This window comes from Archangium sp. (assembly GCF_045802675.1).
GTDB lineage: Bacteria > Myxococcota > Myxococcia > Myxococcales > Myxococcaceae > Archangium.
Map to the genome: position 1 here is coordinate 1 of NZ_JBJMQO010000120.1, position 14,401 is coordinate 14,401.

The 14,401-nt window shown below is 68.5% G+C and carries 15 protein-coding genes; 7 read left to right on the top strand and 8 right to left on the bottom strand.

Annotation, left to right across the window (positions count from 1 at the left end):
* Positions 1-123: 123 nt before the first annotated feature.
* Positions 124-555: a YciI family protein gene (locus ACJ8AN_RS33330; RefSeq protein WP_407759591.1), complete on the bottom strand. Its 432-nt coding sequence runs from the start codon at positions 553-555 to the stop codon at positions 124-126.
* A 247-nt stretch (positions 556-802) separates the two neighbouring features.
* Here ACJ8AN_RS33330 and ACJ8AN_RS33335 point away from each other — a divergent pair, with 247 nt between their 5' ends.
* Both ACJ8AN_RS33335 and ACJ8AN_RS33340 read left to right on the top strand, forming a co-directional pair.
* Positions 803-1,873 carry a putative zinc-binding metallopeptidase gene (locus ACJ8AN_RS33335; protein ID WP_407759592.1) on the top strand — a complete coding sequence of 357 codons (1,071 nt, stop codon included), beginning with the start codon at positions 803-805 and terminating at the stop codon, positions 1,871-1,873.
* 3 nt (positions 1,874-1,876) lie between these two features.
* A complete protein-coding gene (locus ACJ8AN_RS33340) occupies positions 1,877-2,905 on the top strand; it encodes an ATP-grasp domain-containing protein (protein WP_407759593.1) in 1,029 nt (342 codons plus the stop codon).
* Here the strand turns inward: ACJ8AN_RS33340 and ACJ8AN_RS33345 are convergent, their stop codons facing one another.
* A complete protein-coding gene (locus tag ACJ8AN_RS33345; protein ID WP_407759594.1) occupies positions 2,906-3,724 on the bottom strand; it encodes a TIGR02452 family protein in 819 nt (272 codons plus the stop codon).
* A 135-nt stretch (positions 3,725-3,859) separates the two neighbouring features.
* Here ACJ8AN_RS33345 and ACJ8AN_RS33350 point away from each other — a divergent pair, with 135 nt between their 5' ends.
* A complete protein-coding gene (locus ACJ8AN_RS33350; protein WP_407759595.1) occupies positions 3,860-4,675 on the top strand; it encodes an SDR family NAD(P)-dependent oxidoreductase in 816 nt (271 codons plus the stop codon).
* Between the two features lie 152 nt (positions 4,676-4,827).
* Complete coding sequence (gene nth / locus ACJ8AN_RS33355; RefSeq protein ID WP_407759596.1) at positions 4,828-5,463, top strand: endonuclease III; 636 nt, start codon at positions 4,828-4,830, stop codon at positions 5,461-5,463.
* Positions 5,464-5,481: 18 nt separating this feature from the next.
* On the opposite strand, the gene ACJ8AN_RS33360 is transcribed toward nth, so the two are convergent.
* Both ACJ8AN_RS33360 and ACJ8AN_RS33365 read right to left on the bottom strand, forming a co-directional pair.
* A complete protein-coding gene (locus ACJ8AN_RS33360; RefSeq protein ID WP_407759597.1) occupies positions 5,482-6,471 on the bottom strand; it encodes an aldo/keto reductase in 990 nt (329 codons plus the stop codon).
* A gap of 106 nt (positions 6,472-6,577) precedes the next feature.
* Entirely contained in the window at positions 6,578-7,285 is a 708-nt protein-coding gene (locus ACJ8AN_RS33365) for a type 1 glutamine amidotransferase (protein WP_407759598.1), read from the bottom strand.
* Between the two features lie 129 nt (positions 7,286-7,414).
* Here ACJ8AN_RS33365 and ACJ8AN_RS33370 point away from each other — a divergent pair, with 129 nt between their 5' ends.
* Both ACJ8AN_RS33370 and ACJ8AN_RS33375 read left to right on the top strand, forming a co-directional pair.
* Positions 7,415-8,719, top strand: coding sequence for a hypothetical protein (locus ACJ8AN_RS33370; RefSeq protein ID WP_407759599.1), 1,305 nt, complete (start codon positions 7,415-7,417; stop codon positions 8,717-8,719).
* A gap of 3 nt (positions 8,720-8,722) precedes the next feature.
* Entirely contained in the window at positions 8,723-9,913 is a 1,191-nt protein-coding gene (locus ACJ8AN_RS33375) for a hypothetical protein (protein ID WP_407759600.1), read from the top strand.
* Between the two features lie 72 nt (positions 9,914-9,985).
* Here the strand turns inward: ACJ8AN_RS33375 and ACJ8AN_RS33380 are convergent, their stop codons facing one another.
* From ACJ8AN_RS33380 to ACJ8AN_RS33395, 4 genes are all read right to left on the bottom strand, one after another.
* Entirely contained in the window at positions 9,986-10,453 is a 468-nt protein-coding gene (locus tag ACJ8AN_RS33380) for a hypothetical protein (RefSeq protein ID WP_407759601.1), read from the bottom strand.
* 150 nt (positions 10,454-10,603) lie between these two features.
* Positions 10,604-11,437: a hypothetical protein gene (locus tag ACJ8AN_RS33385; protein WP_407759602.1), complete on the bottom strand. Its 834-nt coding sequence runs from the start codon at positions 11,435-11,437 to the stop codon at positions 10,604-10,606.
* A gap of 98 nt (positions 11,438-11,535) precedes the next feature.
* Complete coding sequence (locus ACJ8AN_RS33390; protein WP_407759603.1) at positions 11,536-11,784, bottom strand: prolyl oligopeptidase family serine peptidase; 249 nt, start codon at positions 11,782-11,784, stop codon at positions 11,536-11,538.
* Positions 11,715-12,236 (bottom strand): hypothetical protein, encoded by a 522-nt coding sequence (locus ACJ8AN_RS33395; RefSeq protein WP_407759604.1) that lies wholly within the window; start codon positions 12,234-12,236, stop codon positions 11,715-11,717. The genes ACJ8AN_RS33390 and ACJ8AN_RS33395 overlap by 70 nt, the downstream gene beginning before the upstream one ends.
* A gap of 206 nt (positions 12,237-12,442) precedes the next feature.
* On the opposite strand from ACJ8AN_RS33395, the gene ACJ8AN_RS33400 reads away from it, so the two are divergent.
* Positions 12,443-14,092: a peptidoglycan-binding protein gene (locus ACJ8AN_RS33400; RefSeq protein ID WP_407759605.1), complete on the top strand. Its 1,650-nt coding sequence runs from the start codon at positions 12,443-12,445 to the stop codon at positions 14,090-14,092.
* The last annotated feature ends 309 nt before the right edge of the window (positions 14,093-14,401 follow it).

Here is a 14,401-nt window from a genome sequence, read left to right on the forward strand (position 1 = left end):
CGATGAGCCTGGCCGATTCGATCCTCCAGACCGCGGTGATCGCGCGATGCGTAGCGGTAGCCGTCACGGCCACCGTCTAGAGCATCCTCCCTCGCCCGGGCAAGGCCGGGCCCTCGCCCACGGCTAACGGCGCTTCGACTCGGAGAGCTCCCGGAGCTGCTGCTCCTTCGCCCGGATCTCCCCCGTGGGATCGACGGGAGCGAAGTCCTCCGCCGAGTACACCTGGCGGATCTCGATCTCCGCCTCCCCTTCCATGGGCTGGGGGCAGCGCTTGACCCATTCGATCGCCTCTTCCTTCGACTTCACCTCCCACAGCCAGAAGCCGGCGATCAGCTCCTTCGTCTCGGTGAAGGGCCCGTCGATCACCGTCCGCTTCCCGTGGGTGAACTTCACGCGCGCGCCCTTCGAGCTCGGGTGGAGCCCCTCGCCCGCGAGCATCACGCCGGCCTTCACCAGTTCCTCGTTGAACTTGCCCATTTCGACCAGGAGCTTCTCGTCCGGAAGCTTGCCCGTCTCGGAGTCCTTCGTGGCCTTGACCAGGATCATGAAACGCATGTCGTCGCTCCTTCTGGGTGACGAGCCGGACCGTCCCGTGATGGGACGTGAACCCGGCCTCTACTGACACGTCGAACGAGCGTCTGCGAGATCGACACGGGGCGCGATTTTTTTTGCCGGGCCGCCAAGCGTTTGAAATGACTGGGCTTCCAGCGGCCATGAGAGTGCGGCGTGCGCTCGCCCCCCCGCCCGCTTTCCGGCCCGTGGAGGCTGACCTTCTGGGGACGTACGCCTTACCTCAAAGGGCATGATGCCACCGTCCCAGCCCGACCCGCTGGTCCTTCGGGAAAAGCATCCCACCGAACACGGCGAGGGTCGCGGAAGACTGTCTCCCCAACGCGAGGCCCTGCTCCAGGCGCGCATCAAGGATCTCTCGCTGCGCCTGGCCGGTACGCCGCTCGAGCGCCACATCGCCCAACTGCACGCGGAGCTGGAAGCGAAGGGAATCTCCTTCAAGCCCCGGTGCTACCTGTCCGACGAGTGGGGGTGTCCCTCGGGGGTGCCCGTCATCGGCCTGCCCTTCTACCTGGCCGATCCGGCGCTGCTCTCCATCGAGGCGGACCTGGGCGGCGGCGCGGAGAGCGAGACGGAGATCCTCATGTACCTCCGCCACGAGGCGGGCCACGCCTTCAACTACGCCTACCGTCTCTACGAAACGGACGAGTGGCTGCGCGTGTTCGGCGACTACTCGCGGCCCTACCGCGACGACTACAAGCCCCAGCCCTTCTCGCGGCGCTACGTGCTGCACATCTCCGGCTGGTATGCGCAGAAGCACCCGGACGAGGACTTCGCCGAGACCTTCGCCGTGTGGCTCACCCCCGGCAGTGACTGGCGCAAGCGCTACCACGGCTGGGGCGCCCTGAAGAAGCTCCAGTACGTGGAGGACATCGTCCAGCGGCTCGGCCGCGCACCTCCCGTCGTCCAGCTCGCCGAGCCGGACTTCACCACCGAGGAGATGGAGGGCACCGTCCTCGACCACTACCGTCAGCGCGAGCTCGACGAGAAGGTGGACCTGGAGCTGCGCAACGCCTTCGACCAGTCCCTGGAGGAGATCTTCGAGGGCCCCGGAGAAGCCCCGGTGCGCGCGGAGACGCTCGTGCAGGCCGAGCGCCAGCGCCTGCTCTCCCTGGTGAGCCACTACTCGGGCGTGAGCCGGGGCGTGGTGCGCGCGCTGCTCGACCACCTGGCCGAGCGCACCGCCGCGATGAACCTCACCCTCCATCCGGATGACAGCCGGGAAGCGGTCATGAGGCTCGCCTCGCTCGTGACCGTGCTGAGCATGAATTACCTCTACACCGACCGCTTCTTCGAGGAATGAGCCATGGCACTGCCGCCCCTTCGCATCGCGGTCCTTCACTACCAGGCCAAGAATGACCCGCCGGATCCGGTGATGGAGCAGGTGTGCGCCGCGCTCCAGGAGGCCGGACACACCCCGGTGCCGCTGCGCGTGGACGAGAGCCTCTCGGACCTGGTGCGGCAGGTGGCGAGGTCCGGCGCCGACCTCGTCTTCAACCTCTGCGAGACCTTCGCCGAGGACTACCGGTTCGAGGTGAACGTCGCCGCGGTGCTGGAGCTCGCGCGCGTGCCCTTCACGGGCTCGGGGACGGCGGGCCTGCTGCTCGCACAGGATAAAATCCTCGCCAAGCAACTGCTGCAGTTCCACGGGGTGCTCACCCCGCGCTTCGCCTCCTTCGACGGCACCTCGTTCCAGACGAGTGGAGACCTCTCCTTCCCGCTCATCGTCAAGCCCGCGCGCTCGGACGCCTCCATGGGGCTGGGCGTGGAGAAGAACATGGAAGGGCTGGCGCGCCGCGTGCGGATGATCCGCGAGCAATATGGCGACGAGGCGCTCGCGGAGGAGTTCATCGAGGGGCGGGAGCTGTACGTGGGCGTGCTCGGTGAGCACTCGCGGCCCGAGGTGCTTCCCGTGGTGGAGCTCGACTTCGGAAGGAAGTGGAGCCGCAAGCGCATGAAGATCGCGAACCGGGAGGTGAAGTTCGGGCCGGATACGCCCGGGAGCCCCCAGCTCGTGATGCCGCGGGACTTGTCGGACGAGCTGCATGGCCGCATCGAGCGGGCCGCGGTGACGGCCTTCCGCGCGCTCAAGCTGCGCGACTACGCGCGCATCGACTTCCGCGTGTCCAGCGCCACCAATGAGCCCTACCTCCTCGAGGTGAACCCCAACCCGTACCTCGAGGCGAAGAGCGAGGTGGCGCTCGGGGCCCGGGAGAAGGGCATGTCCTATCCAGCGCTCATCCAGTACATCGTCGAGGTGGCCGCGCGCCGTCACGGGCTCCTGCGAGGGGCATCCCAGCAGGCCACGCCCGCCGAGGAGCCCCTGCCGGTGTAGTCACGAGCCGAAGCGCTCCCGGAAGGCCCGCAGGTTGGGCCCGTCCCCGGTGCGCTCGTACACCGCGAACACCACCCGGTCGAACGCTCCGGGCAGCTGGCTCAGCCCGGCCGCGAAGGCCTCGGCCGCATCTCGCGGGTCGTTCTGGAATACGCCGCAGCCCCACGCCCCGAGCACGAGCGTCCGGTGGCCATGGCGCGCCGCGACCCGCAGCACCTCGAGGGCCCGGGCGAAGAGCACCTCGCGGATGCGGGGCCCCGCCGAGGGCTCCTTCCGGAGCGCCTGTCCCGCGTTGGGCGCGGGCGCGGTGATGATGGACACGTGGAAGGGGTGCTCGAGCAACTCGAGCTGTTCGTTCCGGAAGAAGGGCACCTCCGGCGAGTAGATGAGGTGGTCCGTGTAGAGCAGCGAGGGCTCCTCGCGGTTGATGGCGTAGTAGTCGGGCTGGGTGATGAGGCTCGCGTAGAGCGCCGAGCAGCGCGCGAGATCCTCCTCCTGGGCCTTGGCCCCTCCGAGGAAGCCGCCTCCCGGGTTGCGCGCGGAGGCGAAGTTGAGCGCGACGACGCCCGGGGCCCGTTCGGTCTCGACGAGCCGGCGCGACGCCTCCCCGGTCTTCTCTGGCGTCACCTCGATGCGCGGGGTGCCTTCGCCCGCGGGAGGATTCTCCCAGCGCTCGAAGTCCGAGGGCCGGTAGAGCACCGTACCCCGCACCGAACGCTCCACCGCATCCCGGATGGAGACCGTCCGCCCCGAGGGCGTGAGGTACTCGCCCTGCTCGGCGATCCGCACCGTCTCACTCGCGATTCCCTTCAGCGACATGGCTTCGAGCCCTTCTGTCCAGATGCGCCCCACGGCTTCCCGGGAGCTAGGTGTACAATATACACGAATATGGGGATTTCCGCCTGACATTCCGCTGAGCTTCCACTCCGAAGGGCCGCCTGTCAGGCTCGGGCCATGGCTGACCTGATCCTCACCGGAGCTTCTCGCGGTATCGGCCACGCCCTGGCCCTGGCCCTCGCCGAGCGGCGCGAGGATCGCCTCGTGCTCGTCGCCCGTGACCAAGCCCGCCTCGACGCCCTCGTCACCGCCGTCGAGCAGAAGGGCGGCCACGCCATCGCGGTGCCGGGAGATCTCTCGTCGCTGGCCGAGGCCCGGGCGCTCGGGCAGCGCCTCTCCGAGACCGTCACCCCGGGCGCGACGCTCATCCACAACGCCGGCCTGTGGCCGTCCAAGCGCGCGCTCACGCCCGAGGGCCTCGAGACCGCCTTCGTCGTCAACCACCTGGCGCCGCTCGTGATGCAGCGGGCCCTGATCGATGCTGGGCGCGTGCGCCGCATCATGGTGGTGAGCGCCGGGTTGATCGTGAAGGGGCATTTCGACGCGGCCCTCACGCCCACTGGCGGCGACTTCTCCAGCATCCGTACCTACTGCAACACCAAGCTCTGCTTCGCGCTGGCCATGCGAGACGTCGCCGCCGCCCATCCAGAGCTGGATGTCGTCATCCTCCACCCCGGCGTGGTGCGCACGGGCCTGGGAGCGCGCTCGGGCCCGATGGGCTGGCTCCTGTCGCTCGTGAAGCGCGGCTGGGAAGCGCCCGAGGACTGCGCCGCACGCCTCGCGCGAATCCTCGCCCGCGAGCGCTGGTCACCTCCGGGTGAGGCCCGCTGGCTCCTCGAGGAGAACGAGCAGCCCTGGCCCGCCGTGGCCGAGGACGAGCGCACCCGGCGCGCGGTGCGGGACACCACGGCTCAACTGCTCGCCTCCGCGTGAAGCTCCGTCCGACGGAAGAAATTCTTGGTGCAAGTGAACCACGTCCAAACGGGGCACTCGCTGTGACGCGCCGTCCGGAGGAAGAGACTCTTTCGTTGTCAGTCTCGGCCGGTACACTGCCTCTCTTCGCTTCCCCTTCCGGACCTCTCCTCATGACCGCCGTCCAGACCGCCAAGACCGTCCTCTCCCGCATGCACGAGGCCCATCCGGGTGCCCGCTACGAGCTCAACTGGTCGACCCCGTTCGAGCTGCTCGTCGCCACCATCCTGGCCGCCCAGTGCACGGACGAGCGCGTCAACCGGGTGACCGCCACCCTCTTCAAGAAGTACCCGGGCCCCCAGGCCTTCGCCGAGGCCGACACCTCCGGGCTCGAGGAGGACCTCAAGCCCACGGGCTTCTTCAAGCAGAAGACGAAAACCGTGCAGGCCATGAGCCGCGAGCTGCTCGCGAAGTTCGGCGGCCAGGTGCCCAAGACGATCGATGAGCTCATCACCCTGCCTGGCGTGGCCCGCAAGACGGCGAACGTGGTGCTCAACACCGCGTTCAACATCCCCTCGGGCGTCATCGTGGACACGCACGTGGCGCGCGTCAGCCAGCGCCTGGGCCTCTCCAAGAAGGAGAAGCCCGAGGAGATCGAGAAGGACCTGATGAAGCTCATCCCCCAGGACGAGTGGACCTTCTTCGGACCCGCGGTGGTGCTGCACGGCCGCTACACCTGCACGGCGCGCAAGCCCAAGTGCGACGCCTGCCCCCTCGGCGATCTCTGCCCGAAGATTGGCGTGGAGTAGGCACCGCCCGGGCGGGGCTCAGACGTGCGCCTCGCCGCCCGCGCCCTGAGACTGGCGGAAGAAGTCCTCGAGCTCCTGCTGCTCGGCGGGCGAGAGCCGGAAGTTCATGGCGCCGATGAAGCCGTCCACCTGCTCGGCGCTGCGGGCGCCCACGATGGCGCCGGTGACGGCCGGGTGCCGCAGCGTCCACGCGATGGCGACCTCGGCGGGCGAGTGCCCATGCCTCGCGCCAATGTCCCGCAGCCGCTCCACGAGGGCCAGGTTGCGCGACAGCTGGGGCTCCTGGAAGTCCGCGCTGCGCCGCCGCCAGTCGTCCTTCGGGAACTTCGCCACGCGCTCGCGCGTCATCGCGCCCGTCAGCAGGCCCGAGGCCATGGGCGAGTAGGCGATGACGCCGATGCCCTGGCGCTGGCAGTACGGCAGGATTTCCCGCTCGATGTCGCGGTGGATGAGCGAGTACGGCGGCTGCAACGAGGTGATGGGGGCGATGCGGTGCGCGAGCTCCAACTGCGGCACGTTGAAGTTGGAGACGCCGATCCACCGCACCTTGCCCTGGCGCCGCAGCTCGGCCATGGCCTTCCACCCCTCCTCGATTCCCCTGTCCGAGTGGCCCTCCAGGGGCCAGTGGATCTGGTAGAGGTCGATGGTGTCCACCTGGAGCCGGCGCAGGCTCGCCTCGCACTCGCGGCGGATGGAGTCGGCGCTCAGCTCGCGGCGCTCCTGGCGGTTCTCGTCCCAGACGAGGCCGCACTTGGTGAAGAGGTACGGCCGGTTCGAGCGCCCCTTCAGCGCCCGTGCGACGACCTCCTCCGAGTGCCCGAGCCCGTACACGGCGGCGGTGTCGATCCAGTTGATGCCCCGGTCGAGCGCGCGCTGGATGGCGCGGATGGACTGCTCATCATCCTGGGAGCCCCAGGCGAAGTTCCAGCCCGTCCCGCCGATGGCCCAGGCCCCGAAGCCGATGGGCGTGATGTTCAGATCGGAATTGCCGAGTCGCCGCTTCTCCATGTGTGCCTCCCCTGGCGTGCGAGCCGAGATCGCAACGGGGAAGCGCTCGGACAATGACCCCGGAGACGCAGTGTGGACCGCCCATCCCTTGGGGCCCGCGGGGTGTTCACCGGGAGGCGCGGGCCACCCGGGCGAAGTGGTGGGCGAAACGCTCGAGGAGCTCGCGGTTCTCCGCCTCGGCCGCGTGCAGCTTGGGCAGCTGGGAGCGCAGCTCGTCCAGGTTCTTGCCGTACAGCTCGACGAGCTCCTCGGCGCCGTGGGTGAGCCAGCGGTCCAGCTCGTCCGCGGTGAGCTCGAGGTGGAACTGGAGCCCATACGAGTCGCCGAGCCGGAAGGCCTGCTGCGAGTAGCGATCCGTGGAGGCCAGGAGCGTCGCGCCGGGTACGGACTTGAAGGTGTCCTGGTGCCAGTGCGCCACGGTCGAGCGGGGGCGTACGCCGGCGAGCACCGGATCGGCCAGGCCCTCCTTCGTCCAGCGCACGGGGGCCACGCCCACCTCGAGGCCGTTCTTCCCCACGAAGACCTCGGCACCGGCCGCGGAGGCCAGCAATTGCGCGCCCAGGCAGATGCCGAACACGGGCCGCTGGAAGGCGAGCCGCTCGGTGAGCAGAGCCAGCTCCTCGCCGAGGAAGGGATGGCGCTCCGCCTCGTAGACGCCCATGGGGCCGCCGAGCACCACCACCAGCTCCGCGTCCACGTCCTCGCGCTTCACGCCGCGGAAGCGCTTCACCAGCGTGAACCCCGCCGCCTCCAGGGCCGGCCCGAGCAGCCCCGGCCCCTCGTGTTCCTCGTGCTGCATCACCACCGCGCGCATGACATGCCCCGGGTTGGAAGTCCGCGCGCAGCCTACCTCCAGGGCCTCCACGAATTCTGCACGAACATTCCTCGGCAGGTGCACGGCGCGTCCATTCGCGTTGCACCGCCCTGCCCCACTCTGGGCCCCATGAGCCCAGACACCCTTCCCTCCACGCCCACGCCCTCGCGCCTGCCCGGCTCGTCCGTGCGGCGGGCCCTCGGGTGGCTCGTCCGCCACCACGTCTTCGGCAGCCTCTTCATCGTCGTCTTCGCCACCGCCGTCATCGCCAGCCAGGTGACGGACCGGACGGACTTCGCCAACTCGGAGCTCGCCCAGGACGTCGAGGAGCGCTGGGGTGCCCCCGTCGTGCAGCCGGCGCCCTCGCTGCGCTACGTGCAGAGCGGCACCATCTTCACCGAGCTCAAGCCCCTGCCCTTCGACAAGCAGCACGTGCAGGTGCAGGCGCGGATGAGCTACCGCAAGCGCGGCCTGCGCTACTTCTCCGGCTTCGACTTCACCCTCTCCGCCGACTACGCCGTCGTCAACCGCGAGGGCCATGACATCGACGTGGCCTTCATCTTCCCCATCGAGGTGGACAAGTCCCAGGTGCTCCTCTCGGAGCTGCAATTCCTCGTCAACGGCGCCGAGGCGGACCTGGACCTGGGCGAGTCCGGCAACCGGCTCGTCTGGACGGGCCGCATCCCCCAGGGGGCCACGAGCAACTTCTCCATCCGCTACCGCGCCCGGGGGCTCGACTCGTTCCTCTACAAGCTGGATCCCGCGCTGCCGGCCCGGGACGTGCGGCTGCACCTGGCCGTCGAGGGCGGTGAGAACTACGACTATCCGCCCCAGGTGCTCGCGGCGAGCACGGTGGAGGCGGGGCGCGACACGGTGGCGCTCGACTGGGCCTTCCAGTCGCTCGAGTCCGGGGTGAACCTCGGCGTCATCCTTCCCTCGGTGGAGGCGTACGACAGCATCATCTCCACCATGGCGGGCCGGGCCTGGGTGCCCTTCCTGGGCCTGCTGGCGCTGGTGGCCGCCTTCAGCCTCCGCCACCGCAGGCCGCTCGCCTTCTACGAGTCCTACCTGCTGGCCGCCGCCTACGGCTTCTTCTTCGTGCTGCTCGCCTACCTCGCGGCCTTCATGAACTTCTACGTGGCCTATGTGCTGGCCACGCTCGGCCTCGGTGCCGCCGTGGTCGTCTTCACCCGGCGCCTCTTCCCCGACGAGCGCGTCTCCCGGCTGGCCGGAGTCTGGGGTGCCACGCTCGTGGTGCCCACCGCCGCCGTCATCCTCCAGGGCTACACCGGCCTCATCTACACGCTGGAAATCCTGGCGGCGCTGCTCGGCCTGATGGCCCTCTCCACCCGCGCGAACGTGCGGGCGCTGCTCTCGGATCTCCCCCCCGGCGGCGAGCCTCCTCTCGCCCCCTCCACCCAGGAAGCGCGGTGAACCATGTGGACCTCTTCTCTCGTGCTCGGACTGCTGTTGACCGCTTCGGCGGGAACGGCCACGCCGCCGGAGGCGCCCTCGGGCTCGGCGACGGTGCCCTTGCAGGAATTGCTGCCGCTGTACGCGAACGCGCGGCGCACCGAGCAGCCGCCTCCCGCGCCGCCCACGGACGCGCTGGTGGTGAAGAGCCAGCTCAAGGGACGCCTCACCGCGGAGGCGCTGCTGGTGGAGGCGCACTTCGAGGTGGAAGTGCTCGCCAGCGGGCGCTGGACGCAGGTGCGGCTGCTACAGCTCGACGCGGGCACGTACCTCACGGAGCTCCCCTCGCTGGAGAACGCCACGGTGGGCGCGTTGGAGGGACAGTTGAGCCTGGTGACGCGCGAGCCCGGCCGCTACGCCTTCGACGTGAGCCTCGCCCTGCGGCCCGCGGTGAGCGACCCCGAGCGCCAGGTGCAGCTGCGCTTCGGCTCGCACGTCACGCCGGTGCCGCTGCGGCTGGTGGCGGACGCGGCGTCCTTCACCCTGACCGAGCCCCCTGCCTCCGGGGGCGAGGACACCGAGGTGTACCCGAAGCAGGGCGCGCTGCGGGTGGGCTGGCGAACGGCCGTGGCGCCGAGGGTGGCGCGGCAGGTGGTGCGCCCGCCGATGGAGCCGAGCATCCCCGAGGCCCAGGCCTCCTGGGTGTCCACGCTGGAGGGCAAGGCGAGCCTGCGGGTGCGCTACGCGCTGCGGTTGGATCGCGAGCAGGAGCTCGAGCTGGAGCTGCCCGAGGGGCACCGCCTGGAGCGGGTGCTGCTGGACTCGGTGCCGCTCGTGCCCACGGAGAAGGAGGGCCGGCTGGTGCTGAAGGTGGCGCCGGCGCGCTTCGGGGAGACGGAGGCCTCGCTGGAGGTGGTGCTGGCGCGGGAGCTGGGGGTGTTCCACCTGTCGGGCCGGTTGAAGCTGGCCCTGCCCCGGGTGTCCTGGCCGGTGGCCACGCTCCAGGCCCGGGCGCACTTCCCGGCCGTCTTCAACTACCGGCGCGAGGGCGGCAGCATGGAGCAGTTCGAGAGCGACGAGACCGCTGACGCGCTGCGCCCCCAGACGCCGCTGCCGGGCAAGGTGCTGCACTTCCGCCAGTACCTCGTGGCCGCCTCCGCGCCCACGCTGGAGCTGGGCTACTCGGTGGACATCTCCAAGAGCTACTTCCGGTGAGGCGCCAGGGGCGGTAACTCATCCCGCCTCTCGGCGGGACACGGTCCGGAGCCACCTGTCGCCACACATCGATCAAAACGGGTACTCGATCAACAGCGGACCCTCCGGGATGAAGGTCGGGGAGTAATAAGTCTTCTTCCCCAACCCGCGCAGATTCCGGATTTTTACTTCCTCTCCCTTCGGAATTCGCTGGAGCCCAGAGACCTCCCAGAAGATCGCCCAGTATCCTTTGTTGTCCATCTCGTACTTGGCAGTCGATGGAGGCCGATACCGCATTCCATCTGGATGCGCCCCGTTGTGACTTTCAACGTGTCCGACATAGGTTGCTCGCCACCGGGCTTCCGGCTTCGAGAGACCTCCCGACTCGTAGATGAGGACCTCCACGCTCATTCCGTTTCGGCCGGTATCCACCTCGCGAAAGCGTTCCCATGCCCGGCTCCCAAATGCGACCCTGCCTTCTCGTGCGCAAACCTCCTCACCATCTATAAGGTGCTCCTCGGGGACAGGAGCCAGGATCGCGAATCCATCGAACGAGTTCATCCTTCACCTCCAACCATCAGATGACCGTGAGCAGCATCCCAGGAGGAGCGGCATGACGGAAGTGGGCGGAGACATGAGACGGCGAAGCCCTACTTCTGGAGTGTGACGGAGTCCTCGTTCAAAGCAGAAGCCCATTTCCGAGCGCCACGGTCAACGTGGACGGATTTGATACTCGATTACTATCTCGTCCCGGTTGTCGCCGTAGCTCCGGTTGAGCACGCTGACAATTTTTACAAGTGCGTGGTCGCCCGATGCGTTGCGGAACACGACAATCTCACCCGCCCTCGCAGTCAGGGTATAACTAGAGAAATCCAAGGCATCGGGCTGATCGATCTCCCCAAACTCATGAGCATGGCGTGCCAATGCGACGTGGTTATCGTAATCGATGGGATGGATTACGTCGTGGCCAGCGCTGCTCCATCGAGTCGTCACTTCGGACCCTGGGGGACCGACCACGAATCTGCCGTTGTTTTGCGTGTAATTAAACGCCATGCCTCCGGTATTGGCACTTGCTCGAATGAATTGAGCAAGGAACGCCTCGTTGTCTGCCCGGATTTCCTCCCGCAGGTCGGCGGTGAAGTCGCGGAGTCGCACACCGGCGTCACGCAAAATCCGCCATCCTTCCCGGTAGATTTTCGGGTTGGGGTCATAGATGCCAATGACGACTTCGCCGACTCGCCGCTCCGCCAAACGCTGCGCACACGGGATCTTCGGATGGTTCCGTTGAGTACACGGCTCAAGCGTCGTGTAGAGCGAGGCACCACTCAAATCGAGATCTTCGGGCAGGGACTTCAGCAGGCAAAACTCCGCGTGCTCACCAGGGCGAGCCTGGCCCCGGTACGCTTCCGCCAATATGGTCCCGTCCTTGACAAGGACCGCACCCACGCTTGGCGCCGACGTGGTGCGGTTGGGTTCCGCAGTGCAGTTCTTTGCGAGGTCGACTGCCCGGCGCATCCACATCCAGTCAGTAGGCTTCTGGCTCATGGCTACATGATTGCGCGACTCCACAAGTCCGCGCCACCATCTGCACGACCGAGCAGCGAGGCTGGTGGACATCTCCCACGGCTACTTTCGGAGACCACTTACTGCCCGCGGCTCCCCGGCACGGGGCGGCGGAAGGTGACGTCTCCACCCCGGGCCTTCAGCGCCTCGACCATCTCCTGCGAGTCGCGCAGCGGGACCTCGGCGTCCTCCGTGCCGTGGAACACGAGCGTCGGCACCGTGGCGAGCCGCGTGGCCCACCACGGATTGGCCGGGGCGCTCATGGGGATGATGGCGGCAAACCGCTCCGGGTGCATGTACGCGAGGAACCACGTGCCGTTCCCGCCCATGCTGTGGCCGGTGAGATACACGCGCTCGGGTCCACGGCGTAGCGGCGGCTCACCTCGTCGAGCAGGGAGACGAGCAGCTCGGTGTCCGTCCACAGCGTGCCGGCGGGCGCCTGCGGGGCGACGACGATGAAGGGAAAGGCGGGATCCTTCTCCGCGAGCTGGGGCACGCCCCACACGCGCACGCGCTCCACGTCCTCTCCCCGCAGCGAGCCCCCGTGCAGGTAGAGGATGAGCGGCCAGCGCTTGCCCGGCTCCACCCCATAGTCCTTCGGGAGATGGAGCAGGTACCGGGCCTTGAGCGTGCGCACGACCCGCCGCTCCAGCCGCTGCGCACTCTGTGTGCCGGGCCGGACCTCCGCCACTCCGTCCGGGCCACGGAGACGAGAGGCCGGGGCACAGCCGGCGGAGACGAGCCACAGCGCACATCCGAGCGTCCGGCGGGGGAAGGTCATGACACTCCATGAGCTGAGCAACCAAGTGGGACGAAGCCAAGTACCTCAGCTCCTGCCCGGTGGGGGCTCGAACCCTCGTGATTCCAAGCACTTGGAGCACCAGCCCGGGCGCTAGCAACTTTCCCCTTCGGCTCTCGATAATCAGGAAAACCGTTTTCGTGCCCCCCTCTCCTGCGGACTGTGGGGCCCGCCGAAGGGATCTGCCCGTGACGACGACTTCCGCAACCAGCGCCCAGCGCACGCAGGCGGCGCACGCCCCCGCGGTGGCTCACGCCGCCTCGAACCCGAACGCCATCCTCTCGAAGTACCACTCCACGGGCGCCTCGGCGGCCACGGCCCGCCAGGACGGCCTGCAGGGCGGAGTCGCCGCCTCGCACAAGATGGCGATGACGGACCTGCCCAAGATGAAGAAGTACGCGGACGAGTTCGCCGCCGCGGGCAAGAAGTACAACCTGCCCCCGGCGCTGCTGGCCGCCATCGCCAGCCGCGAGTCGCGTGGTGGCTCGGCGCTCGACAGCCGCGGCTTCGGCGACCACGGCAACGGCTTCGGGCTGATGCAGGTCGACAAGCGCTTCCACACCCTGAAGGGCGGCCCGTTCAGCGCCGCGCACGTGGACCAGGCGGCCGGCATCCTCAAGTCCTACCTCAACCAGGTGAAGTCCAATCACCCGAGCTGGCCCCCCGAGCAGCAGCTGCGCGGCGCGGTGGCCGCGTACAACTCGGGCGTGGGCAACGTCCAGACCATCAAGAACATGGACGTGGGCACCACGGGCAATGACTACTCCAACGACGTGTGGGCGCGGGCCCAGGCGCTGGCGCCCCACTTCGGCGGCAAGGCCGGCGGCACCGGCGAGACCGGCGGCACGCAGGGCACGGGCCACACGGGCGGCTCGCACTCCACCGGGACCCTCAAGGAGGGCAGCCACGGCCCCGCGGTGACGAAGCTGCAGAAGCAGCTGGAGAAGCTCGGCTTCGACGTGGGCAAGGTGGACGGCGACTTCGGCCCCAAGACCGAGCACGCCGTGAAGAGCTTCCAGACCAAGCACCACCTCGAGGCCGATGGCGTCGCCGGGTCGAAGACGCACGCGGCGATCGAGAAGGCGCTGGAGCACCTGTCGCATCCCAAGCCCACGCACGGGGACGGCTTCGAGCACGGCAAGGACAAGTGGAAGCCGGCTCCGGCGCTGGCGGACGTGAAGTCCGGCAAGGAGCACCTGCACCAGGGCATGGAGGGCGGCTCGGTGCGCCACATGCAGAAGCTGCTGGGCGTCGAGACGGACGGCAAGTTCGGCCCGGGCACCAAGAAGGCCGTGGCGGACTTCCAGCGCGAGCACCACCTGGTGTCGCACGACTCGCTGGGCTCGGTGGGGCCGAAGACGCTGGCGGCCATGGAGAAGGCCTTCCGCGCCGAGGGGGCGGGCAGCATCTCCGCCCAGGGCCGCAAGCAGATGGAGGCGCTGCTGCACGTCGCCCAGCAGGGCAGCGCGGGCCGGCGGCCGGACGGCCTGTGCCTCAAGCACGTGGGTGACTTCCTGGACCGGACCTCGTACGGGAAGATCGGCCACGGCGCGGCGCCGCGGCTGCCCATGGCGAAGGACTTCGGCAACTGGCTCAACGCGCACTACAAGGAGAAGGGGCTGAAGAAGCTCAACCTCGACAACCCCTACAAGGCGCCTCCGGGCTCCATCGTCGTGGTGCGCGCCGGCACGCCGGGCACCCACCACCCCACCGCGGGTGACATCGTCGTCGTGGGCCGCAACGGCCACTTCTACAACGGCGGCGAGATGGGCTACGGCGGCTCGCAGAACTTCCCCAAGGGCAACCACCACGTGATCGGCATCTTCGCGCCGGCCTAGCCGTCACGGGCGGAGAGACGCCCCGATGGGTTCGAATCCCGTCGGGGACACACAAGCCGAGGCCGGAAGCCACTGAGCAATCAGCGGTTTCCGGCCTTGGTGTTTTCGGGCCTGGACTCCAGGGGTCAGGTCTCGGTCTCGGCCAGTCTCGTGCGAGTGGTTCGAGAAAGTCAGGGCCTTGTGGGCTACGGTCCGCGGCGATTCGCCGAGGAGAACCCCGTGAACCGTAGACCCTTGCTGTCCATCGCCGTGCTCCTGCTCGTGGGAGTGTTGGGTGTGAGCTGTGGGGAAGAGAAGCCCCAGCCCGCC